Origin of the sequence: Saccharopolyspora sp. NFXS83 (genome assembly GCF_026241095.1) — a bacterium.
Lineage (GTDB): Bacteria > Actinomycetota > Actinomycetes > Mycobacteriales > Pseudonocardiaceae > Saccharopolyspora_C.
This window is the reverse complement of the sequence record NZ_JAPFGB010000042.1, coordinates 1-21063: the sequence shown is the minus strand read 5'-3', so window position 1 is coordinate 21063 and position 21063 is coordinate 1. Positions and strand designations below refer to the sequence as shown.

Here is a 21063-nt window from a genome sequence, read left to right as displayed (position 1 = left end):
GATCAACGCGAGCAACCCCCACCCGCTCCCACGCCGGACGGCCCGTCTGCCCACGACGAACTCCACGAACGGCCCCCGTCCCGCGATGACGGAAAGGACGTCCATGACCACGACCCTCGATCCCCCCGTCCGCATCGGAAAGCCCGCCGTCGGGGCGCTCGCCCTGCTGGCGGTCGCCACCGGCGCCTTGGAATCCGTGGTGATGCCGACGCTCCCGCTCCTGCAGCGCGAGCTGGACCTGAGCCCCGCCGAAGGGGCGCTGCTCAGCATCGTGCTCATGCTCACCGGAGCACTCGTCACCCCGATCGCCGGCAAACTGGGCGACCGCTACGGCGGAAAGCGGGTCCTGACCCGCTTGATGGCCGTCGTCTGCGCCGGTGGCCTGGTCTCCGCCGTGGCGCCGAACCTGCCGGTGCTGCTGCTCGGCCAAGTGCTCCAAGGCGCCATGGTCGGCGCGATGCCCCTGTCGTTCATCCTGGTCCGCCGCCACCTCCCCACCGGCGAGGCGAAGGTGGCCATCGGCGTGGTCAGCGGACTGTTCGTCGGCGGCGGGATCGCGGGCACCCTCGCCGCCGGCCCCGTGGCAGAAGGGCTGTCCCGGCACTGGATGTTCGCGCTGCCGACCTTCGCGGTCATCGCAACCACCCTGCTCGTGAACCGGCTGATGCCGCAGGACCCGCCGAGCCGGAACGACGACGCCCACATCGACCTGCCCGGCCTCGCCCTCCTGAGCGGCACGCTGCTCACGCTCATGCTCGTGCTGGCGCAAGCACCCGACATCACCTCCCGACCGCTCGCGGTCGGCGGCCTCGTCCTCGTCCTCGCCGCCTTCACGACCGGATGGATCGCCGTCGAACGGCGCGCCACCGCACCGATGGTCGACCTGCGCATGCTCGCCCGGCCCGCCGTGTGGAAGTCGTGCGTGCTGACGCTCATGATCTGCGTCGGCACCTCCGCGGGGATCTACCTCATCCCCCAGCTGTTCGCGGTCCCCACCGCCGATTACGGGTTCGGCGCCGGAGCCACCGAGATCGGCTTGTTCCTGCTGCCCGCCACCGTCGCCGCCACCGCCGCCGGGCCCCTCAGCGGCATCGGAACCCGGCGCATCGGCTCGCGCGCCGTGGTCACCACCGGAATCGTCATCATGGCCGCCGCCCTCATCGCCCTCGCGGTCGTGCACGGCGAGATCTGGCACCTCGTCGTCGGCAAAACGCTGATCGCGCTCGCCAACGGCCTGTGCGTGACCGCGATGGTCACCAGCACCGCCACCACCGTCGACCACGGCGACACCGGCATCGCCACCAGCCTCGTCCTGGTCAGCCGCGTGATCGGAATGGCCGTCGGCACCCAGCTCAGCGGCGCGATCCTCACCGCCGCAACCCCGGCCGGGTCGGTGGTCCCCGCCGAACCGGCCTTCGCCACCGGCTTCGTCCTCGCGGGCCTCGTCACCGCCCTGTCGCTGCTCGTCGCCCGCACCCTCCGCGAAGGAGCCCCAGCATGACCCGCACCGCACCAGCGGAGAACCTCCGCGCCGACCCGAAACGCGAAGTCCTGATCTCCGGGGCCGGCATCGCGGGGACCACCCTCGCGTTCTGGCTGCACCGCCGCGGATTCGACGTCACGGTGATCGAGCGAGCGACCGCGGTCCGCGGCGGCGGCTACCCCGTCGACGTGCGCGGCACCGCACTCGAAGTGGTCCGGAGGATGGGAATCCTGCCGCGACTGCAGGACGCGCACATCGACCTGCGCCGGCTGACGTTCCTCGACGAAGACGGCGGCCGGATCGCCGCACTCCACCCGCACACCCTCACCGGCGGCGCCGGACGAGACCTCGAAGTGCCGCGCGGAGACCTCACCGAGGCGCTGCACGCGGCGATCCGCGACGACGTGCCGTTCCTGTTCGACGAGTCCATCGCCACCCTCCACCAGCACGGCCACGGCGTCGACGTCACCTTCCGCGGCGGCGGCAGCCGCACCTTCGACCTGGTGATCGGCGCCGACGGGCTGCACTCCCGCACCCGCGAGCTCGTCTTCGGCCCGGAACAGCGCTTCCACCGCTACCTCGGCTACTGCTTCGCCGGATTCACCGTGCCCAACACCTACGGGCTCACCCGCGAAACCGTGCTGTGGAACTCCCCCGGCAGAGCCGCCGCCCTCTACGCCGCCGGACACGACGAAATCCACGCCCTGCTGAACTTCGCCCACCCGGAGCCACCGCACGCCGCGTTCCGGAACCCCCGAGCCCAGCGCGACCTAGTCGCCACGGCCTTCGCCGACGCCGGCTGGGAGGTCCCCGGCCTGCTCACCGCCATGCGCGACGCCGACGACCTGTTCTTCGACGCGGTAGGCCAGATCCGCATGCCCCGCTGGTCCAGCGGCAGGGTCGCACTGGTCGGCGACGCCGCGCACGCACCCTCGTTCCTCACCGGGCAGGGCACCAGCCTCGCGCTCATCGGCGCCCACGTGCTCGCCGACTCCCTAGCCGACCAGGACCACGCCGCCGGCTTCGCCGCCTACGACCGCGCCACCCGCGATTTCGCGACCACGAACCAGGATCGGATCGGCGACGGCGACGCCGCGCTGTTCCCCACCACCGCCCACGCGCTGCACGAGCGCAACACCAGGCTGCGCGAGCTCAGCACCGCCCCCGCCGCAGCGGCACGACCCGCCCACACCCCACCAACCCTGCCGCCGAGGGCGTGACCCGCTCAGATACCGGCCTCCGCCGCATCACCGACCGCCGCGTGCAGCACCCCCGGGAAGGTGTTGATCTCCTCCACCAGGCCGCCGACCGGCTGCTTGCCCTGCAGGCGCACCGCCACCACGGCGGTGCGCTGCTGCTCGTCATCAGTGTCCTCGCGCTCCACCTGCAGGTCCAGCACCTTCAACCCGCGGCTCGTGCACAACGTCAACACCTCCCGCAGCACCCCGTGCCCGTCCAGGTACCCGACGCGCACCAGTTGCGGCTCCCGCAACACCCCGCGCAGCAACCGCAACAACCGCGCATACCCCACCGTGACCAGGAAGTGCACCAGCGTCGCCGCCGAGGCCAACAGCACCAGCCCGCCACCGCAGGCCATGCCGATCGCCGCGACCATCCACACCGTCGCCGCCGTCGTCAGCCCCCGCACCATGTCCCGGCGCACGAAGATCAACCCACCGCCGATGAACCCGATCCCGGACACCACCTGCGCGGCCACCCGCGACGGATCCAGCGAAACCCGGTCGAACTCCAGCATGTCGCCGAAGCCGTACTTCGACACCAGCATGAACAACGCCGCCCCCACCCCGACCAAGGTGTGCGTGCGCAGACCCGCGCTCTTGGCGCGCACCTCCCGCTCCAAGCCCACCAGGCTCGACAGCAGCAACGCGCTGCCCAGCTCCACGAGCAGCGGCAGCTCACCCAGACCTGCGACCACTTCGTCCGCCATCGGACGAACGTAACCCAGCCCCGCCCGCTCCGACATCGTCGAGAACGATCGACGACGGCACCGGATCAGCCCAACGCGATCAGCGCGGCCGACGCGCCAAGTACACCAGCGCGGGCGGCAGGTTCCGCCACACCGTGCGGCTGAGCACCGTCTCCTCGAACACCGCCCGCAGGTCCGCGTGCTGACGCCGAGCAGGCGCCGCCCACCGCGTCCACGTGTACGCGAACTGCGTGAACGCCCCCTGCTCCGTCAGCGAATCCGCGATCAACCGGATCAGCGGCACCCCGTCCTTCGGCGCGTGCGCCGCCCACGGCAGCCCGCTGACCACCACATCGGCCCGCACACCCCGCTCGGCCAGCAACCGCGGCAACGCGCGGGCGTCCGCGCACACCGTCTCCACCTCGGGGTACCGCGCGCCCAGCGACTCCGCCCACCGCTGGTTGAGCTCCACCGCCAGATGCCTGCCACGACCACCGAGCCGCCGCTGGATCGCCTCGGTGAACGCTCCGGTACCGGGACCGAGCTCCACCACCACCGGATCCCCCGTCGCCGGGATCGGCGCGACCATGTCCCGCGCCAGGTGCCGCGAACTCGGGCCCACCGCGGCCGTCGTCGTCGGCGACTTCACGAACTCGCGGAGGAACTCCACTGCGCCGGCCGCACTGCTCACGTCTGGCTCCCGTGCTCTGCGGGGACTTGCTCAGGGCAGACGCCGCCCCAGCAGCAACGAGAGCACCGCGGCGACGATCGCGGCGAGCGTACCCAGCACCAACCACGGCCTGCTGGCGTCTGTGTGCTTGATCTCGTAGCCGATCTGCTCGCCCAGCGTGTCGTAGACCCGGCGCAGCTGCTCCGCGCTCGCCGCCTTGTGGAACTCGCCGCCGGAAAGCCCCGCGATCTCCTCCATCGCCTCGTCGTCGACCTCCACCGGCTGCGACTGGCCCTCGATGTCGATGGTGCCGTAGTCGGTGCCGAACGAGATCGTCGTGATCGGGATCCCGGCCTTCTTCGCCTCGCCCGCCTTCGTGTACGCACCACGCGGCGCGTTGAGATCACGCGGGATGGTCTGCCCGCCGTCGGCCATCAGCACGATCCGCGCGGGCGGCGCACCACCGGGACCGCCGACCATCTTCCCGAACGAGTCGATCGCCGACATCGACGCGTTGATGCCGTCACCGGTCGCGGTCGCCTCCGACAGCGACAGGTTGTCGATGGCCTGCTTCACCCCGGCGCGGTCGGTCGTCGGCATCACCATCACCGTCGCCGTGCCCGCGAACGACACCAATCCCAGGTTGATGCCGGGGGTGAGCTTGTCGGCGAACTCCTTCGCCGCGACCTTCGCCGCCTCCAGACGACTCGGTTCGACGTCCTTGGCCATCATCGACAGCGACACGTCCACGGTGAGCATCACCGTGGCCCGGTTGCGCGGAATGCGCTGCTCCGCGGTCGGACCGGACAACGCCACCGTCAGCAGGATCATCGCGACCGCCAGCAACGCGGCGGGCACGTGCTTCGGCCAGCCCTGCCGCTTCGGCGCCACCCGATCCAGCACCGCGAGGTTGCTGAACCGCAACGTCTCCTTGCGCGCCCGCTTCTGCGCCCACACGTAGCCGCCGACCAGCGCCGCGACCACCAGCAGCAGCAAGAACCACCACGGCGTGGTGAAACCCGACAAGCTCAACATCACGCCGTTCCCCCGGACCATCCCCGTTTGCGGGCCACCACGAACCGCACCACGTCGGCGATCCAGTCCGAATCCGTTCGCAGCACCAGGTGCGCGCACCCGGCGCGCCGCAGCGCCGCCGCGACCTCCTCGCGGTGCGCGGCAGCCGCCGCCGCGAACTCCTTGCGCAGCACCGGTGTCGTGCGCACTTCCCGTTGTTCCCCCGTCTCCGGGTCGGAGAGCACCACCGTGCCCACGTCCGGCAACTCCAGATCGCGCGGATCGAGCACCTCGACCGCCAGCAGCGAATGCCGGGCGCCGAGCCCGCGCAGCGCGCGCTGCCAATCCAGGTCACCGAGGAAGTCCGAGACCACCACCGCCAGGCCCCGCCGCCGCGGCGGCCTGCGCAGCGACTCCAGCAACCGCGGCAGATCACCCCGCGTGCCCTCCGCGGCCCGCGGGATCTCCGCGACCTTGCGCAGCAACCCGCGCGAATGCCCCAGGCCGCCCCGCGCCGGCAACCGGACCGGACCCGTGCCGTTGTCCACGACCGCCCCGATCCGATTGCCGCCGCCGCTGGTCAAGTGCGTCACCGCCGCCAGCGCGGCCACGGCCAGCTCCCGCTTGTCACAAGCGGCGGAACCGAAGTCGAGGCTGGGCGAGAGGTCGAGCGCCACCCACGTCTCCAGCTCCCGGTCCGCCACGGTCTGGCGGATGTGCGGTTCCGACATGCGCGCCGTCACCGCCCAGTCCATCCGCCGCACGTCGTCGCCGGGCTGGTAGACCCGCGCCTCCCCCGGCTCCGTACCGGGGCCGGGCACCAGGCCGAGGTGGTTGCCCTGCAGCAGCCCGTCGAGCCTGCCGCGCACCGTCAGCTCCAAGGAGCGCAGCGCGGCCTGCAGCCGCGGCCCCTCCAACTCCGGCGGGGCCCAGGACGGACGGTCCGCGCCGTCCTGGCCGGAACTCACCGACACGGCTGATCGCTCCTCGTTGGTCGGGTCGGGCATCATCGCCGCGCGCACTGATCAGTACTGCTGCGCCGGGCCGACCGGAGCCTGCCCGTACCCGCCGGGCTGCGCCTGCGGCTGGGCCGCCTGCGGACGCGCCGATACCTGCGGCAACGGCACCGTCTGCAGCACCCGGTTGACGATGTGGTCCACCGGGATGCCGTCGGCGAGCGCGTCGTAGGACAGCACCAGGCGGTGGCGCAGCACGTCCGGCACCACGTCCACCACGTCCTGCGGCAGCACGTAGTCCCGGCCGCGCACCAGCGCGAGAGCCCGCGAGGCCGCCACGACGCCCAGGCTCGCCCTCGGCGAAGCGCCGTAGGACACCCAGCCCGCGATGTCGGTCAGGCCGTGATCGTTCGGCGTCCGCGTGGCCAGCACCAGCCGCACCACGTAGTCCACCAGCGCGTGGTGCACGAACACCTGCGAGGCGACCCCCTGCAGCCGGGTCAGCTCGTCCGCGTTGAGCACCGGCGTCGGCTCCGGGCTCGCCACGCCCATCCGGTAGACGATCTCCCGCTCTTCCTCCGCCGAGGGGTACTCGACCTGGAGCTTGAACAGGAACCGGTCGCGCTGCGCCTCCGGCAGCGGGTACACGCCCTCGTTCTCGATGGGGTTCTGCGTGGCCAGCACCAGGAACGGATTCGGCATCGGGAAGCTCTCGCCGCCGATGGAGACGTGGCGCTCGGCCATGACCTCCAGCAACGCCGACTGCACCTTCGCGGGCGCGCGGTTGATCTCGTCGGCGAGCACGAAGTTCGCCAGCACCGGACCGAGCTCCACGTCGAAGCGCTCGCTGCCCTGCCGGTAGATGCGGGTGCCGAGGATGTCGGCGGGCACCAGGTCGGGGGTGAACTGCAACCGGGAGAACGAGCCGCCGACGACCTTCGCGAAGGTCTCCACCGCGAGCGTCTTGGCCACGCCGGGGACGCCTTCGAGCAGCACGTGGCCCTTCGCCAGCAGGCCGACCAGGACTCGTTCGATGAGCCGGTCCTGCCCGACGATGACCCGCTTGACCTCGAACACGGTGCGTTCGAGCAACTGCGCGTCCCGAGCCGGTGTGCTCACCTGCTCCGCGGGCGTCGCCCCGCCCTCGCCGGCCTCGGTCACTTCGGCACCTCTCGTTCGGCTTCCCTGGTCGCATCGACGTCCGTCGCGCGCTGCCCACGTGCTCGACCACGTGCCGGTCTCCCGCCTCAGCCGGACCCCGGCGGACGTGGGCACTCGCGCGTCGAGCGCGGTCCGCAGGCGATCTTGGCACGACTGCGCCTCGGCTGCGCGAGGGGGCACCCGGCCAGGTTCGAAGTCAACCGCACCGGCGGTATGACCCTTGTGAAGCGCCTCGCCCCTCGATGCGTGGTTCTGGTGGTTCCTTCTCGCGCGGACCTGACCCACGTGGGATTGATTTCAGTCAGCACTGAAGTTTTCGAGCGTACGAACCAATTAGGTCGCGCGGCTTCCGCCGGTGATCAACTCGGGTGATCAGTTCAGGCGGTGCAGGTCCTGCGGGGTGTCGACGTCGGCGGCCTCCGCGCCCACCGCCGGGATCCGCACCGGCGCCAGCGAATCGAACAGCGCTCGCACCGGCCGGTCCCGCACGTCCGCGGGCATCGCCGCGCGCAGCGCCTCCACCCGCCAGACGCCGAGCAGCCACTGCGGCATCCCGTCCTGGTCGACCAGCACCGCACCGGATCCCTCGACCGCGGCGCGCAAGCGCGCGACCGTCTCCGGGACGAGCCCGGGATGGTCCGCCGCCAGCACCGCCACCGAGCCCCGGTCGAACGGGACCTCCCCCAGGCCCGCGCGCAGCCCGGCGAGCGGACCGGAGCCGGGCGGATCCTCCCGGGCCCACCGGACCGGGACCGACACCGCGCGCTCCGGCCCCACGACGACGAGGGGATCGGCGCCGCGCACCGCGGCGAGCGTGTGGTCGAGCAACGTTCGGCCACCGGTGGGCAGCGCGAGCTTGTCCACTCCCCCGAGCCGCCGCGCACGGCCGCCCGCGAGCACCACGGCGGCGAAGTCCTCCATCACCTGCCGATGCCTACCTCATCTCCGGGGAGCCGGTGCGGGCGGCCCGACTCGCGGAACGAACGACGAAGGCGGTCGCGCCCGGTGGACGAACCACCGGCACGACCGCCTTCGCGCGGACCGCCGCTCAGATCACCCGGACCGCGTAGGGCGCGATGCCCGAGTAGCGGACGGGAGCCACCCTCACCTGCGAGCCCGAGTACGGCGCCTCCACCATCTGCCCACCGCCCAGGTACAGGGCCACGTGGTGCACGCGGCCACCCGAGCGCCAGAAGAGCATGTCGCCGCGCTGCATGGACGACAGCGGGACCTGGGTGCCCGATTGGTACTGGTAACCGCTGTAGTGGTCCAGCTCCACACCCGCTCCGGCGAACGCGTAGATCATCAGGCCCGAGCAGTCGAATCCGATCTTGCGGTAGTCGCCGTGCGAGTCGGCCACTCCCCCGTCCCGGATGCCGCGCGTCGGGCCGTCGGCGTCCCCACCGCCCCACGCGTAGGGCATCCCCAGCTGGGACAGCGCCCGCTGGACCACGACCTCCGTCGACCCCGTGACCGGGCCGGGATCGTCGTCCGGCACCACGCTCCCCTGGCCGGCCGACTCCGAGGCCGCCGCCTGGCCCTGCGCGGCTTGCGCGGCCTGGCTGGCTTGGAGCCATTCCTCGTACCGGTCGCGCTGGGACTCCAGGCCCCGCACGGCGGCGCGGGCGTCGCTGAGCTCGGCCTGCACCCCGTCCCGTTCGGCCTCGATGCCCGCGGCCCGGCCGGCCTGCGCGGCCCTCGCGGCGACCGCGGCGTTCTCGGCGGCTTCGGCGCGCTCCTGGGCCGCAGCCGCCGCCGCGCGCGACTCGGCGGCGTCCCGCAGCGCCTTGCGGGCCAGCGAATCCTTGTTGACCCGGTCGATGTGCGCCCGTTCCAGGTCGTCGAGCACGTCGAGCTGGCTGCGCCCGACCGTGTCCAGCAGTTCGGCGCGGTTGAGCAGATCGTCCGGGCCGCTCGCCCCCACGTAGGCGGTGAGCGAGCCGAGCTTGCTGCCCTGCCGGTAGCTGCCCGCGGCGAACTCGTCGAGCCGGGAGCGCTGGCGCTCGACCTCGCTCGCCGCCGCGCCCGCCTGGCCGTTCGCTCCGGCGGCGAGCTGCTCGGCCCGGGTGCGGGCGCGTTCGGCGCGGGCGAGGTCGACGCGGGCCTTGTTGGCGTCCTCCATCGCGAGTTCCACCTGCGCGCCCAGCTCGGTGAGCCGGGTCTCGGACTCGGCGAGGCGCTGGGTCAGCTCCCCGACGCGGTCCGCCCGGTCGCCGACCCGGTCGCGCTGTGTTTGGATCTCGCCGTCGCCAGGTCGCACCGGCGGTTCCGGCGCGCTGCCGGCGGCCACCGGGAGCGCGAGGGCGATCGCGGAGGCGAGCACCAGGCCGCCGGTGAGTCGTCGAGGTCGCCGCACGACCGCCACCTCCAGCCACCGAACTGGGCCGTTCGGCCTTGCAGGTATTGCGCCATTCAGCGCATAGGACGGTCACAACTGTGCATCCGCGCCACACGGCTCGCAATTCGTCACACCAACCACACACGCCACAGATCGTGCACCCAGTCATGAAACGGATTTTTCGGGCACGCTGAATCGATCAACTCATGATCGGCCGGAACGCGGGCCGCCGTGGTGGCGCGAGGGAGGCTCAGCTCCAGGTGCTCGGGTCTCCCCAGGTGCGCAGGGGCTCGGCGGAGTCCGACACCGGGACGGCGGCGAGTTCCGGCAGGAGCTCCACCAGAGGATCGCGCAGCACCGCGGCGGCGAGCTCGTCGTACGGGGTGGGTTCGGCGTTGCAGACGACCAGCCGCGCCCCCGCGCGCACCGCGAGCTCGGCCAGGCCCGCCGCGGGATGCACCGTCAGCGAGCTCCCGGCGGCCAGGAACAGGTCGCAGTCCAACGCGGCCCGCTGCGACGCGCGGATCACGTCCGGGTCGAGGGACTGGCCGAACGAGACGGTGCTGGACTTGAGGATGCCGCCGCAGGACCGGCACGGCGGATCGTCCTCGCCGTCGGCGACGCGTGCCAGCGCCGCCCGCATCGAACCGGTGGCGCCGCAGTCCAGGCAGACCACGCCGAACACCGATCCGTGCAGTTCCAGCACCAGATCGGCGCTGACGCCGCCGCGCTGGTGCAGCCCGTCGATGTTCTGCGTCAACAACGAGGTCAGCCTGCCCTGCTCGGCGAGCCCGGCGAACGCGCGGTGCGCGGCGTTCGGCTCCGCCGTCCACGCCGGGTGCTCCGCGCGGGCCCGCCACGCCAGCCTGCGCACCTCGGGGTCGGCGACGTAGGAGTCGATGTCGCTGAGCCGCTGCGCCCGCGGATCGCGCGTCCACACGCCGTCCGGGCCGCGGAAGTCCGGGATCCCGGAGGCGGTGGACACCCCGGCCCCGGTCAGCGCCGTGATCCGCCGAGCGGTGGCGAACAACTCGCGGGCGTGGACGTGCTCGGTGGCGGGATCACTGCCGGGTGCTGTCACCCCACCACGGTGCCACGTGGCCCAGATCACCGGGAATCCGGGCGTCGCCGCAGCTCACAGGGGCGGCGCGGGCTCATGTGAAGGCGCCTTTGCACGGCGGTAACGCGCGCGGACAGGCGGTGAAACACCCGGCTCTTAACTTCTGCCCAGCACGATGAGAGGAGCCGAGGTGACCTCCACCCCGCACACCAGACCAGGCCGCTGGATCGACGGCTGGAACCCGGAGGACGAGGGCTTCTGGGAACGCACCGGCGAACGGGTCGCACGCCGCAACCTGTGGCTGTCGATCCTGTCCGAGCACATCGGGTTCTCGGTGTGGAGCATCTGGTCGGTCATGGTGCTGTTCATGTCCCCGGCCATCGGCCTGGACTTCGACGCGGCCGACAAGTTCCTGCTCACCACCGTTCCGACGCTGGTCGGGGCGTTGCTGCGACTGCCCTACAGCTACGCGGTGACCCGGTTCGGCGGCCGGAACTGGACGATCTTCTCGACGTCGGTGCTGCTGATCCCGACCGGGTTGACCTGCTACTTCATCCAGCAGCCGGGCACTCCGCTGGGCGTGTTCCTGGTGCTGGGCGCGTTGACCGGCCTGGGCGGCGGCAACTTCGCCTCCTCGATGACCAACATCACGAGCCTCTTCCCGCAGCGCGAGCAGGGCTGGGCGCTGGGGCTCAACGCGGGCGGCGGCAACATCGGCGTCGCGGTCGTGCAGGTCGTCGGGCTGCTGGTGATCGCCACGGTCGGCGGGACCGAGCCCGCCCTGGTGGCCGGGGCGTACCTGCCGCTGATCGTGGTGGCGACGCTGCTGGCGGCGCTGCGGATGGACAACATCGACGCCGTGGTCACCGCCCCCGGTGCGCAGCTGGAGGTGGCGCGCAGCAGGCACACGTGGTGGATCTCGCTGCTCTACATCGGCACGTTCGGTTCGTTCATCGGCTACGGCTTCGCGTTCGGGCTGGTGCTGCAGCACGAGTTCGACTTCACCCCGCTGCAGGCGGCGACGTGCACGTTCATCGGGCCGCTGCTGGGGTCGCTCGCCCGCCCGATCGGCGGCCGGATGGCGGATCGCTGGGGCGGCGCGCGGGTGACGTTCTGGAACTTCCTCGGCATGGCCGGCGGAACGGGACTGCTGCTGGCGGCCTCCGCGATGAACTCGTTCCCGCTGTACCTGGCGGCGTTCATCGCCCTGTTCGTGCTGACCGGCGTCGGCAACGGCTCGGTGTACAAGATGATCCCGGCGATCTTCGCGAAGCAGGCGGAGCGCGAGGTCACCGGCGGCCGGGACGCGGCGGGCGCGTTCGCGCACGCCCGCAGGCTCTCCGGGGCGCTGATGGGCGTGGCGGGGGCGATCGGCGCGCTGGGCGGGGTGTTCATCAACCTCACGTTCCGTGCGTCGTTCGGCGGGGCGGCCTCCAGCGGTGACGCGGCGCTGGCCACGTTCCTCGCCTGCTACCTGGTGTGCGTGGTGGTGACCTGGGCGGTGTACCTGCGCCGGGAACCCGCCGAGCCCGTCGTCGCGGCACGGCCCGCGGTCGCGGAAGGAGCGCCCGGTGCCTGAGCCGCGCACCGTCGCCACTCACTGCCCCTACTGCGCGCTGCAGTGCGGAACCCGGCTGACCGAGGAACGCGCGGGCGTGGTGGTGGCGCCGACGGACTTCCCGGTGAACCGGGGCGGGTTGTGCCAGAAGGGCTGGACCGCGCCGTCGGTCCTGGACGCCTCCGATCGGCTGCTGACTCCCCTGGTGCGCCGTGACGGGGAGCTGGTGGCCGTGGACTGGGACACCGCGCTGCGCACGGTCGCCGACGGGATCCGCCGCATCCGCTCCGAGCACGGCGCGGACGCGGTGGGCGTGTTCGGCGGCGGGGGCCTGACCAACGAGAAGGCCTACCTGCTGGGCAAGTTCGCGCGGGTCGCGCTCGGCACCGGCCAGATCGACTACAACGGCCGGTTCTGCATGTCCTCGGCCGCCGCGGCCGGGACCGCGGCCTTCGGGCTGGACCGCGGGCTGCCCTTCCCGGTCACCGATCTGGGCACCGCCGACGTGGTGCTGCTGGCGGGGGCGAACGTGGCCGAGACGATGCCGCCGCTGCTGCGGCACCTCACCCGCCCGGAGCTGATCGTGATCGACCCGCGGCGCAGCGCGACCGCCGAGCGCGCGGCGCTGCACCTGCAGCCGACGCCGGGCACGGACCTGGCGCTGGTGCTGGGCCTGCTGCACATCGCGGTGGTCGACGGGTGGGCCGACACCGGCTACATCCAGGAGCGCACCAGCGGGTTCGACGCGGCGTGGCAGCGGGCGATGAGCTGGTGGCCGGAGCGGGTGGAGCGGGTCACCGGGGTGCCCGCCGAGTCGCAGCGGGCGGCGGTGCGGATGCTCGCGCGATCCGAGCGGGCCTACGTGCTCACCGGGCGCGGGGCCGAGCAGCACTCGAAGGGCGCGGACACCGTCGCCGGGTTCATCAACCTGGCGCTGGCGCTGGGACTTCCGGGCCGCGACGGCGGCGGCTACGGCTGCCTGACCGGGCAGGGCAACGGCCAAGGCGGTCGCGAGCACGGGCAGAAGGCCGACCAGCTGCCGGGCTACCGCGCGATCACCGACCCGGCGGCGCGGGAGCACGTGGCCTCGGTGTGGGGAGTCCCCGCCGCCGACCTGCCCGGGCCGGGGCGCAGCGCCTACGAGCTGCTGGATTCGCTGGGGACCACGGGCGGTCCGCGCGGGCTGCTGGTGTTCGGCTCGAACCCGGTGGTCTCGGCGCCGCACGCCGGGCATGTCGCGGAGCGGCTGGCCGCGCTGGATCTCCTGGTGGTGGCCGACTTCGTGCCCTCGGAGACCGCGCGGATCGCGGACGTGGTGCTGCCGGTGACGCAGTGGGCCGAGGAGGACGGCACCATGACCAACCTCGAAGGCCGCGTCCTGCGCCGCCGCCGGTTGCGCACCCCGCCCGGCCACGCGCGCAGCGACCTGGAGGTGCTGCACGGCTTGGCGCGGCGGCTCGGCGAACCCGGGCACCGCTACCCCACCTCGCCGCGCGAGGTCTTCGAGGAGTTGCGGCGCGCCTCGGCGGGCGGCAAGGCCGACTACTCGGGCATCGACTACGACCGCCTCGACGCCGGGGAGGCGCTGCACTGGCCGTGCCCCGCCGGGGACGGCGGCGACCACCCGGGCACGCCGCGGCTGTTCCTGGACGGTTTCGCCCACCCCGACGGCCGCGCGCGGTTCGCGGAGGTCGAGCACCGCGAGGCCGCCGAGCAGGTGAGCGCGGATTTCCCGCTGCACGCCACCACCGGCCGGGTGCTGGCCCACTACCAGTCGGGCGCGCAGACCCGCCGCGTGCGCGAGTTGGCCGAGGCCGCGCCGGAGATGTTCGTCGAGGTGCACCCGGACACGGCCGCCCGTGCGGGCCTCGTCGACGGGGCGCGGGCGGTGGTGAGCTCCGCGCGCGGCGGGACGGTGGCGCGCGTGCGGTTGGTGGCGTCGATGCGCACCGACACCGTGTTCCTGCCGTTCCACTTCTCCGGCGACGGCCGGGCGAACCTGCTCACCAACCCGGCGTTGGATCCGCGCAGCCGGATGCCGGAGTTCAAGGTCGCCGCCGCCCGCATCGCGCCGGCCCCACCGGAGACCACGGCCGTCGCCGGTGGCGCCGAGGAGGTGGTCGCGTGAGCCACGTGCTGATCATCGGCAACGGTCCGGCCGCGCACCGGCTCGTGGAACGGCTCCGGCAGCACGGCCACGACGGGCCGATCACGGTGCTGGGCGCCGAGGACCGGCCCGCCTACAACCGGGTGCTGCTGGCCTCGGTGCTCGACGGGACGCTGTCCGCGGCGTCGGTGACGCTGCCGGGCTCGCGAGCGGAGGTGCGGCTGGGCGTCACCGCCACCGCCGTCGACCGCGCCCGGCGGCTGGTGCACACCGATGCGGGCGTGGTGCACCGCTACGACGAACTCGTGCTCGCCACCGGCGCGCGGGCGACCGTGCCCGACGTGCCCGGTGTGCGCGGCGCGGACGGTGCGCTGGCCGCGGGCGTCACACCGCTGCGCACCCTCGACGACTGCGCCCGCCTGGCCGGCGGCGCGCGGGACGTGGTGGTGCTCGGCGGCGGGGTGCTCGGCGTGGAGACGGCGCGCGGGCTGCACGGACGAGGCCTGGACGTGGCGCTCGTGCACCCGCGGGAGCATCCGATGGACCACCGGCTCGACGCGGCGGGCGGGGCCCTGCTGGGCGATCACCTGCGCGGCGCGGGGTTGCGCACCCGGTTCGGCAGGCGGGCCGCGCGGTACCGGCCGGGCGAGCTCGTCCTCGACGACGGGGAGGCGCTCGCCGCGGACGCGCTCGTGCTGTGCACCGGGGTGACGCCGGAAACGGGGCTCGCCGCCGGCGCCGGGCTCGCGGTCGGGCGGGGCGTCCTGGTCGACGACCACCTCACCACCTCCGACCCGCACGTCCACGCGCTCGGCGACTGCGCCGAGCACGACGGACGGGTTCCGGGGCTGATCGCTCCCGCGTGGGAGCAGGCGGAGGTGCTGGCTCGGCGACTCACCGGCGGCACCGCCCGGTATCGGGGTATCGGCGCGGTCACCCGGCTCAAGGCGCGCGGCATCGAACTGGCCTCGATCGGGGCGTCGGACCTGCTCGACGGCACCGATCCCGGCGTGGAGCTGGTGACCTTGTCCGATCCGGGGCAGGGGCGGTACGCGAAGCTCGCGGTCCGCGCGGAACGCGTCGCCGGTGCCGTGCTGATCGGTTTCCCGCAGGCCACGGCGACCGTCGCGCAGCTGCACGACCGGGACCTGCCGCTGCCCGCGGACCGCCTCGGGATGCTGCTGGGCGGCTCCCCCGCCGCGGATTCCGGCGACACCGTCGTCTGCCGCTGCAACAACGTCACCAAGACGACCCTGGTGCGCGCCTGGCACCGCGGTGCACGCGATGTCGGCGGACTGGCGAGGACGACTCGCGCCACCACCGGCTGCGGCGGCTGCGCCGACGAGGTGCGCGGCCTGTGCGCCGCGTTGAGCACCGGGGACGACATCACGACCGAACAGGAGGGAGCCGCATGACCCGCACCCTTGTCGTGATCGGCCACGGGATGGTCGGTCACCGACTGGTCGAGGACCTCCGCGCGCGCGACGACGCGGACGAGTGGCGGGTGGAGATCCTCGCCGAGGAGGTCCGCCCGGCCTACGACCGGGTCGGCCTGTCGTCCTACTTGGACGGCAAGACCGCCGCGGACCTGAGCCTGGCCGGCACCGCGTTCCTGGCCGATCCGATGGTGCGGCTGCGGCTGGGCTGCGGCGCCGCGCGCATCGACCGCGCCACGCGGACCGTGCTCACCACCGACGGCACCGAACTGGGCTACGACGCGCTGGTGCTGGCGACCGGTTCCCGGCCGTTCGTGCCGCCGGTGCCCGGTCACGACCTCGACGGCTGCCACGTCTACCGCACGCTCGACGACCTCGACGGCATCCGCGAAGCGGCCGTCGCCGGCGCCCCGGGCGTGGTGATCGGCGGTGGGCTGCTCGGACTGGAGGCGGCGAACGCCTTACGGCTGCTGGGGATGCGCCCGCACGTGGTGGAGATGGCGCCGCGGCTGATGCCGTTGCAGGTCGACGACGGCGGCGGACGAGTGCTGGCGGGGCTGGTCGGTGATCTCGGGCTCGCGCTGCACTGCGGCACGGCCACGGACTCGATCGTCGCCGGGCCGGACGGGCGGGTAGCCGGGGTGGAGCTCGGCGACGGCAGCACCGTCGAGACGGAGCTGGTGGTGTTCTCCGCCGGGGTCCGTCCGCGCGACGAGCTCGCCGAACCGGCCGGGCTGGCGCGCGCCGAACGCGGCGGCGTCCTCGTCGACGACCGATGCCGCACTTCCGACGAGCGCATCTGGGCGGTCGGCGAGTGCGCCGCGGTCCACGGCCGCTGCTTCGGGCTGGTCGCGCCCGGCTACGCGATGGCCGACGTAGTCGTGCGGCAACTGCTGGACCTCGACGGTGCCGCCTTCCCCGAGCCCGACACGTCCACCAAGCTGAAGCTGCTCGGGGTCGACGTGGCCAGCTTCGGCGACGCGCACGGCACCGCCGACGGCGCGCTGGACGTCGTCTACGCGAACAACGCCGCCGGCACCTACGCGAAGCTGGTACTCAGCGACGACGCGCGGGTGCTGCTCGGCGGAGTGCTCGTCGGCGACGCGAGCGCGTACGCGACGCTGCGGCCCTTCGTCGGACGGGAACTCCCCGCACCGCCCGAGCGGATGCTGCTGCCCGCCGGGACCGGACCGGACGCGGGCGCGCTGCCCGCCGACGCGATCGTGTGCTCCTGCAACAACGTGTCCAAGGAGGACATCACCGGCGCGATCACCGGCGAGGCGCTGTCCGACGTGGCGGGCGTCAAGGCCTGCACCAAGGCCGGGACCAGCTGCGGCTCGTGCGTGCCGATGCTCAAGACGCTGCTCGGCGAGTGCGGCGTCGCCCCTTCCCACGCGCTGTGCGAGCACTTCGGGCAGTCCCGCTCCGAGCTGTTCGAGATCATCCGAGCGACGGGGGTCGCCACCTTCTCCGAACTGATCGGCAAGCACGGGCGGGGGCTGGGCTGCGACATCTGCAAACCGGCCGTCGCCTCGATCCTCGCCAGCCTCGGGCGCGGCCACATCCTCGACGGGGAGCAGGCCGGGCTGCAGGACACCAACGACCGGTTCCTGGCCAACATGCAGCGCAACGGGACGTACTCGGTGGTGCCGCGAGTGCCGGGCGGGGAGATCACCCCGGACAAGCTCATCGTGCTCGGTGAGGTCGCCCGCGACTTCGAGCTCTACACGAAGATCACCGGTGGGCAGCGCATCGACCTGTTCGGCGCCCGCGTGGAGCAGCTCCCGCTGATCTGGCGGCGGCTCGTCGACGCCGGGTTCGAATCCGGGCACGCCTACGGCAAAGCGCTGCGCACCGTGAAGTCCTGCGTGGGCACCGACTGGTGCCGCTACGGCGTGCAGGACTCGGTGGCGATGGCCATCCGGCTCGAACTGCGCTACCGCGGCCTGCGGGCACCGCACAAGCTCAAGTCCGGGGTGTCGGGGTGCGCGCGGGAATGCGCCGAGGCGCGCTCGAAGGACTTCGGCGTCATCGCCACCGAACGCGGCTGGAACCTCTACGTCGGCGGCAACGGCGGCTTCACCCCGCGCCACGCCGAACTGCTCGCCGCCGACCTCGACGACGAGCAGCTGATCCGGCTCGTCGACCGGTTCCTGATGTTCTACGTGCGCACCGCCGACCGGTTGCAGCGCACCGCGGCGTGGATCGAATCCCTCGACGGCGGGCTGGAGCACGTGCGCGACGTCGTCGTCGAGGACTCCCTCGGCATCGCCGCCGAACTCGAGGCCGCGATGCGCGATCACGTCGCCGGTTACGCCGACGAGTGGGCCGGGGTGCTGGCCGATCCGGCGAAGCTGTCCCGCTTCGTGTCCTTCGTCAACGCGCCCGACGCGCCCGATCCGACGATCAGCTTCGTCGCCGAACGCGGCCAGCCCCGGCCCGGCCCCGTCGTGCTGCCGATGCCGTCGATCCGGCCCGACTCCGAGGAGGTACTCGCATGACCACCTGGCTCCCGATCTGCCCGTGGACGGCGCTGGCACCCGCCTGCGGCGTGCCCGCGCTGCTGGCGGCCGAACCCGTCGCGCTGTTCCGCACCCACGACGACGAGCTCTACGCCGTCGGCAACGTCGACCCGTTCTGCGGGGCGGGCGTGATGAGCCGCGGCATCGTCGGCGACCGCGCCGGGGAACCCACCGTTGCCTCGCCGATGCTCAAGCAGGTCTTCTCGCTGCGCACCGGCGAATGCCTGGACGACCCGGCCGCACGGCTGCCGACCTTCCCGGTGCGGCGCCACGACGAGATGGTGGAGATCGCCGTTCCGTGACGACGCACCCGATCCTCCCCGCACCCGCCGGTGGCGCCCGGCCGGGCCGGGAGGCCCCGCTGGCCGGGTTCACCGTCGGCGTCACCGCCGCGCGCCGTGCCGACGAGCTGAGCTCGCTGCTGGAACGGCGCGGCGCGCGGGTGCTGCGCGGACCGGCGCTGCGCATCGTCGCGGTCGCCGACGACGCGCGGCTGCACGCCGCGACCGAGCAGTGCATCGCCGATCCGCCGTCGGTGGTGGTCGCGACCACCGGCATCGGCTTCCGCGGCTGGGTCGAGGCGGCCGACGGCTGGGGTCTCGGCGGTGCGCTGCTCGACGCGCTCGGCTCCGCTCGGCTGCTCGCGCGCGGACCCAAAGCGCGCGGTGCGGTGCGGGCGGCCGGGCTCGCCGACGCGTGGTCGCCGGATTCGGAATCCTCCGGTGAGCTGCTCGAACACCTGCTGACCGCACCGCTGGAAGGAGTCCGGGTCGCGGTGCAGCTGCACGGGCAGCCGCTGCCGGACTTCGTGGAGGCGTTGCGCTGCGCGGGCGCGGAGGTCATCGAGATCCCGGTGTACCGGTGGGGTCCGCCTGCCGACGCGGGGCCGTTGGCGCACCTGGTCGACGCGGTGTGCGCCCACGAGGTCGACGCAGTCACGTTCACCAGCGCACCGGCCGCCGCCGGGCTGCTCGGCCACGCCACCGAACGGGGCCGCCGCGACGACCTGCTCGCGGCGTTGCGCGGCCCGGTGCTGTCGGCCTGCGTGGGTCCGGTGACCCGGGCACCGCTGGCCGACCTCGGGATACCGGCGGTGCTGCCGCAGCGGTTCCGCCTCGGCGCGATGGTGCGGGCGCTGTGCGAGGCGTTGCCGGGCCGCTACCCGGCGCTGCCCGTCGCCGGGCGCACCCTGCAGCTGCGCGGGCACGCCGCCGCGGTGGACGGCGAGCTCAGACCGCTGTCGCCGAACGCGAAATCGCTGCTGCGGGTGCTGCTGGCGCGACCGGGCCGGGTCGTGCCCCGCCGGGAGCTCGCCGACGCCCTCGGCTGCGCCGCCGGTGGCTCGGCGCGGGCGGTCGACGAGCACGCCGTCGAGCAGGCCGTGGCCCGGCTGCGTTCCGCGCTCGGCGCGCCGGAGCTGGTGCAGACGGTGATCAAGCGCGGCTACCGGCTGCCGCTGGAACCGATGCGGGACGCACCGCGCTGCGCGGTCCCCGAATGACCGCCCCACTGCTGCTGGCCGCGCACGGCACGCGCGATCCCGCTGGCCCGCGCGTGCTCGACCGGATCGCCGCCGCCGTCGCCGAGCGGGCCGGCGTCGCGGTGCACGTCGCCTACGTCGACGTCATCGGCCCCACCCTCGCCGACGCGCTGCGCGAGCTCGACGGTCCGGTCGTCGCGGTGCCGGCGTTCCTGGCCGCCGGGTACCACGTGCGCACCGACCTGCCCGCGCAGCTCGCCGCCGCCGGGCGCTCCGGCGACGTCACGACCACCGCGCCGCTCGGTCCCGCGCCGGAGCTGGCGGCGGCGATGCTGGACCGGCTCACCGCGGCGGGGTGGCATCCGGCGGCCGAGGTGGTGTTCGCGGCGGCCGGCTCCTCGGATCCGCGCGCGCTGGCGGACGTGCGCGCGGCGGCCCGCCTGCTGGGCCTGCGGTGCGGCCGAGCGCTGCGGCCGAGCTACGTCAGCACCGCGACGCCGCTGACCGCGCAGGTGTGCGCGGCGCCGTCGGCGGCGGATCAGATCATCGCGCCGTACCTGCTGGCTCCGGGCTTGTTCCACCGGAAGCTGAGCGGACTCCCCGTGCGGGCCGTGGCCGAACCCATCGGAGCGCACCCCGGGGTCGTCGACCTCGTCGTGCGCCGGTACCGGGAGGGCCTCGCGGACTCGTTCACCGCGCGGTTTTCCTCCGCCGCGGCAAGGAAATCTCACTCCAGGTGAATGCCGATCTACGGCCCTGACTCGTTCGTGGGTTCTTCGGTTTCGTTCGACTCATACCTTGTTCACCGTCGCTTACGGTGGACGTTTCCGTGCGTCGCAACCGGGGAGGAACTCATGACCAGCGCAACCAGTTCCGGAACGAAATCAGGTTCCGGCAAGCGCACGTCCAGCAGCAGCGCCCAAGGGCGCGGCTCCGGCTCCTCCCGGTCCGGTTCGCGCACCAGCACCTCCGGTTCCCAGACCACCACGCGGCAGAGCACCAGCGGCTCCCGCCGCACCACGAGCACGCAGAGCGGCGGCTCGACCCGCAGCACCGGCAAGCAGAGCACCGGCGGACGCAGCACCGGCAGCGCGGGACGCGGCACGGGTGGGCGCAGCAGCGCCGCCGGCCGGAGCAGCACCCGCCAGACCAACGCGACCCGGCAGAGCACCGGCACGACGCGCCAGAGCAGCGGATCCAGCGGTTCCGGCACCTCGACCAGGCAGTCGACGAGCACGTCGAACGCGCCGCAGCAGGCCACCGTGCACCTGCCGTTCGTCACCGCCCAGTTCCACAAGCCGGACGTGCAGCTCCCCGCCCTGCCGGGCAAGAAGGAGATCACCTCCGCGGC

At 73.2% G+C, this 21063-nt stretch carries 18 protein-coding genes; 9 read left to right on the top strand and 9 right to left on the bottom strand.

Annotated elements, in window-relative coordinates; all coding sequences use genetic code 11:
• The first annotated feature begins 103 nt into the window (after positions 1-103).
• The gene (locus OOZ19_RS28580; protein WP_266093271.1) at positions 104-1501 is read left to right on the top strand and encodes an MFS transporter; all 1398 of its coding nucleotides are present in this window, start codon (positions 104-106) and stop codon (positions 1499-1501) included.
• Positions 1498-2703: an FAD-dependent monooxygenase gene (locus OOZ19_RS28575; RefSeq protein WP_266093270.1), complete on the top strand. Its 1206-nt coding sequence runs from the start codon at positions 1498-1500 to the stop codon at positions 2701-2703. Before OOZ19_RS28580 ends, OOZ19_RS28575 begins: the two co-directional genes overlap by 4 nt.
• Positions 2704-2708: 5 nt before the next feature.
• Here OOZ19_RS28575 and OOZ19_RS28570 read toward each other — a convergent pair whose 3' ends face one another.
• The 8 genes from OOZ19_RS28570 to OOZ19_RS28535 all read right to left on the bottom strand — a co-directional run bounded on the left by OOZ19_RS28570 (position 2709) and on the right by OOZ19_RS28535 (position 10630).
• Positions 2709-3431: an MgtC/SapB family protein gene (locus OOZ19_RS28570; RefSeq protein ID WP_266093269.1), complete on the bottom strand. Its 723-nt coding sequence runs from the start codon at positions 3429-3431 to the stop codon at positions 2709-2711.
• Between the two features lie 79 nt (positions 3432-3510).
• Positions 3511-4101 carry a class I SAM-dependent methyltransferase gene (locus tag OOZ19_RS28565; protein WP_266093268.1) on the bottom strand — a complete coding sequence of 197 codons (591 nt, stop codon included), beginning with the start codon at positions 4099-4101 and terminating at the stop codon, positions 3511-3513.
• A gap of 30 nt (positions 4102-4131) precedes the next feature.
• The gene (locus OOZ19_RS28560) at positions 4132-5112 is read right to left on the bottom strand and encodes a VWA domain-containing protein (RefSeq protein ID WP_266093291.1); all 981 of its coding nucleotides are present in this window, start codon (positions 5110-5112) and stop codon (positions 4132-4134) included.
• A 2-nt stretch (positions 5113-5114) separates the two neighbouring features.
• Positions 5115-6068 carry a DUF58 domain-containing protein gene (locus OOZ19_RS28555; protein ID WP_266093267.1) on the bottom strand — a complete coding sequence of 318 codons (954 nt, stop codon included), beginning with the start codon at positions 6066-6068 and terminating at the stop codon, positions 5115-5117.
• 51 nt (positions 6069-6119) lie between these two features.
• On the bottom strand, positions 6120-7211 hold the full coding sequence (locus OOZ19_RS28550) for an AAA family ATPase (RefSeq protein ID WP_266093266.1): 1092 nt from the start codon (positions 7209-7211) through the stop codon (positions 6120-6122).
• A gap of 372 nt (positions 7212-7583) precedes the next feature.
• The gene (mobA, locus tag OOZ19_RS28545) at positions 7584-8132 is read right to left on the bottom strand and encodes a molybdenum cofactor guanylyltransferase (RefSeq protein ID WP_266093290.1); all 549 of its coding nucleotides are present in this window, start codon (positions 8130-8132) and stop codon (positions 7584-7586) included.
• A 127-nt stretch (positions 8133-8259) separates the two neighbouring features.
• The gene (locus tag OOZ19_RS28540) at positions 8260-9567 is read right to left on the bottom strand and encodes an NlpC/P60 family protein (RefSeq protein WP_266093265.1); all 1308 of its coding nucleotides are present in this window, start codon (positions 9565-9567) and stop codon (positions 8260-8262) included.
• Between the two features lie 232 nt (positions 9568-9799).
• Positions 9800-10630 carry an SIR2 family NAD-dependent protein deacylase gene (locus OOZ19_RS28535; protein WP_266093264.1) on the bottom strand — a complete coding sequence of 277 codons (831 nt, stop codon included), beginning with the start codon at positions 10628-10630 and terminating at the stop codon, positions 9800-9802.
• A gap of 169 nt (positions 10631-10799) precedes the next feature.
• On the opposite strand from OOZ19_RS28535, the gene OOZ19_RS28530 reads away from it, so the two are divergent.
• Genes OOZ19_RS28530 through OOZ19_RS28500 form a run of 7 tightly spaced genes read left to right on the top strand, consistent with a single transcriptional unit; the run spans position 10800 to position 20452 of the window.
• Positions 10800-12188 (top strand): MFS transporter, encoded by a 1389-nt coding sequence (locus tag OOZ19_RS28530; protein ID WP_266093263.1) that lies wholly within the window; start codon positions 10800-10802, stop codon positions 12186-12188.
• Positions 12181-14295 carry a molybdopterin oxidoreductase family protein gene (locus tag OOZ19_RS28525; protein WP_266093262.1) on the top strand — a complete coding sequence of 705 codons (2115 nt, stop codon included), beginning with the start codon at positions 12181-12183 and terminating at the stop codon, positions 14293-14295. The genes OOZ19_RS28530 and OOZ19_RS28525 overlap by 8 nt, the downstream gene beginning before the upstream one ends.
• Positions 14292-15689, top strand: a complete 1398-nt coding sequence (locus OOZ19_RS28520) for an FAD-dependent oxidoreductase (protein WP_266093261.1) — start codon at positions 14292-14294, stop codon at positions 15687-15689. Before OOZ19_RS28525 ends, OOZ19_RS28520 begins: the two co-directional genes overlap by 4 nt.
• Positions 15686-18211: a nitrite reductase large subunit NirB gene (gene nirB / locus OOZ19_RS28515; protein ID WP_266093260.1), complete on the top strand. Its 2526-nt coding sequence runs from the start codon at positions 15686-15688 to the stop codon at positions 18209-18211. The genes OOZ19_RS28520 and nirB overlap by 4 nt, the downstream gene beginning before the upstream one ends.
• A complete protein-coding gene (gene nirD / locus OOZ19_RS28510) occupies positions 18208-18534 on the top strand; it encodes a nitrite reductase small subunit NirD (RefSeq protein WP_266093259.1) in 327 nt (108 codons plus the stop codon). Before nirB ends, nirD begins: the two co-directional genes overlap by 4 nt.
• A gap of 11 nt (positions 18535-18545) precedes the next feature.
• Complete coding sequence (locus tag OOZ19_RS28505; RefSeq protein WP_416309520.1) at positions 18546-19733, top strand: uroporphyrinogen-III synthase; 1188 nt, start codon at positions 18546-18548, stop codon at positions 19731-19733.
• Positions 19730-20452 (top strand): sirohydrochlorin chelatase, encoded by a 723-nt coding sequence (locus OOZ19_RS28500; protein ID WP_266093257.1) that lies wholly within the window; start codon positions 19730-19732, stop codon positions 20450-20452. Before OOZ19_RS28505 ends, OOZ19_RS28500 begins: the two co-directional genes overlap by 4 nt.
• Positions 20453-20514: 62 nt before the next feature.
• On the opposite strand, the gene OOZ19_RS28495 is transcribed toward OOZ19_RS28500, so the two are convergent.
• Positions 20515-21063 (bottom strand): hypothetical protein (locus OOZ19_RS28495; RefSeq protein WP_323055189.1); only part of this gene is annotated, 549 nt, incomplete at its 5' end.

What these genes read in the sequence shown, in the direction of transcription:
- OOZ19_RS28500 (WP_266093257.1), top strand. Translation starts at nt 19,730, where the DNA reads ATGACCGCCCCACTGCTGCTGGCCGCGCACGGCACGCGCGATCCCGCT.
- nirD (WP_266093259.1), top strand. Translation starts at nt 18,208, where the DNA reads ATGACCACCTGGCTCCCGATCTGCCCGTGGACGGCGCTGGCACCCGCC.
- mobA (WP_266093290.1), bottom strand. Translation starts at nt 8,132, where the DNA reads ATGGAGGACTTCGCCGCCGTGGTGCTCGCGGGCGGCCGTGCGCGGCGG.
- OOZ19_RS28570 (WP_266093269.1), bottom strand. Translation starts at nt 3,431, where the DNA reads ATGGCGGACGAAGTGGTCGCAGGTCTGGGTGAGCTGCCGCTGCTCGTG.
- nirB (WP_266093260.1), top strand. Translation starts at nt 15,686, where the DNA reads ATGACCCGCACCCTTGTCGTGATCGGCCACGGGATGGTCGGTCACCGA.
- OOZ19_RS28580 (WP_266093271.1), top strand. Translation starts at nt 104, where the DNA reads ATGACCACGACCCTCGATCCCCCCGTCCGCATCGGAAAGCCCGCCGTC.
- OOZ19_RS28575 (WP_266093270.1), top strand. Translation starts at nt 1,498, where the DNA reads ATGACCCGCACCGCACCAGCGGAGAACCTCCGCGCCGACCCGAAACGC.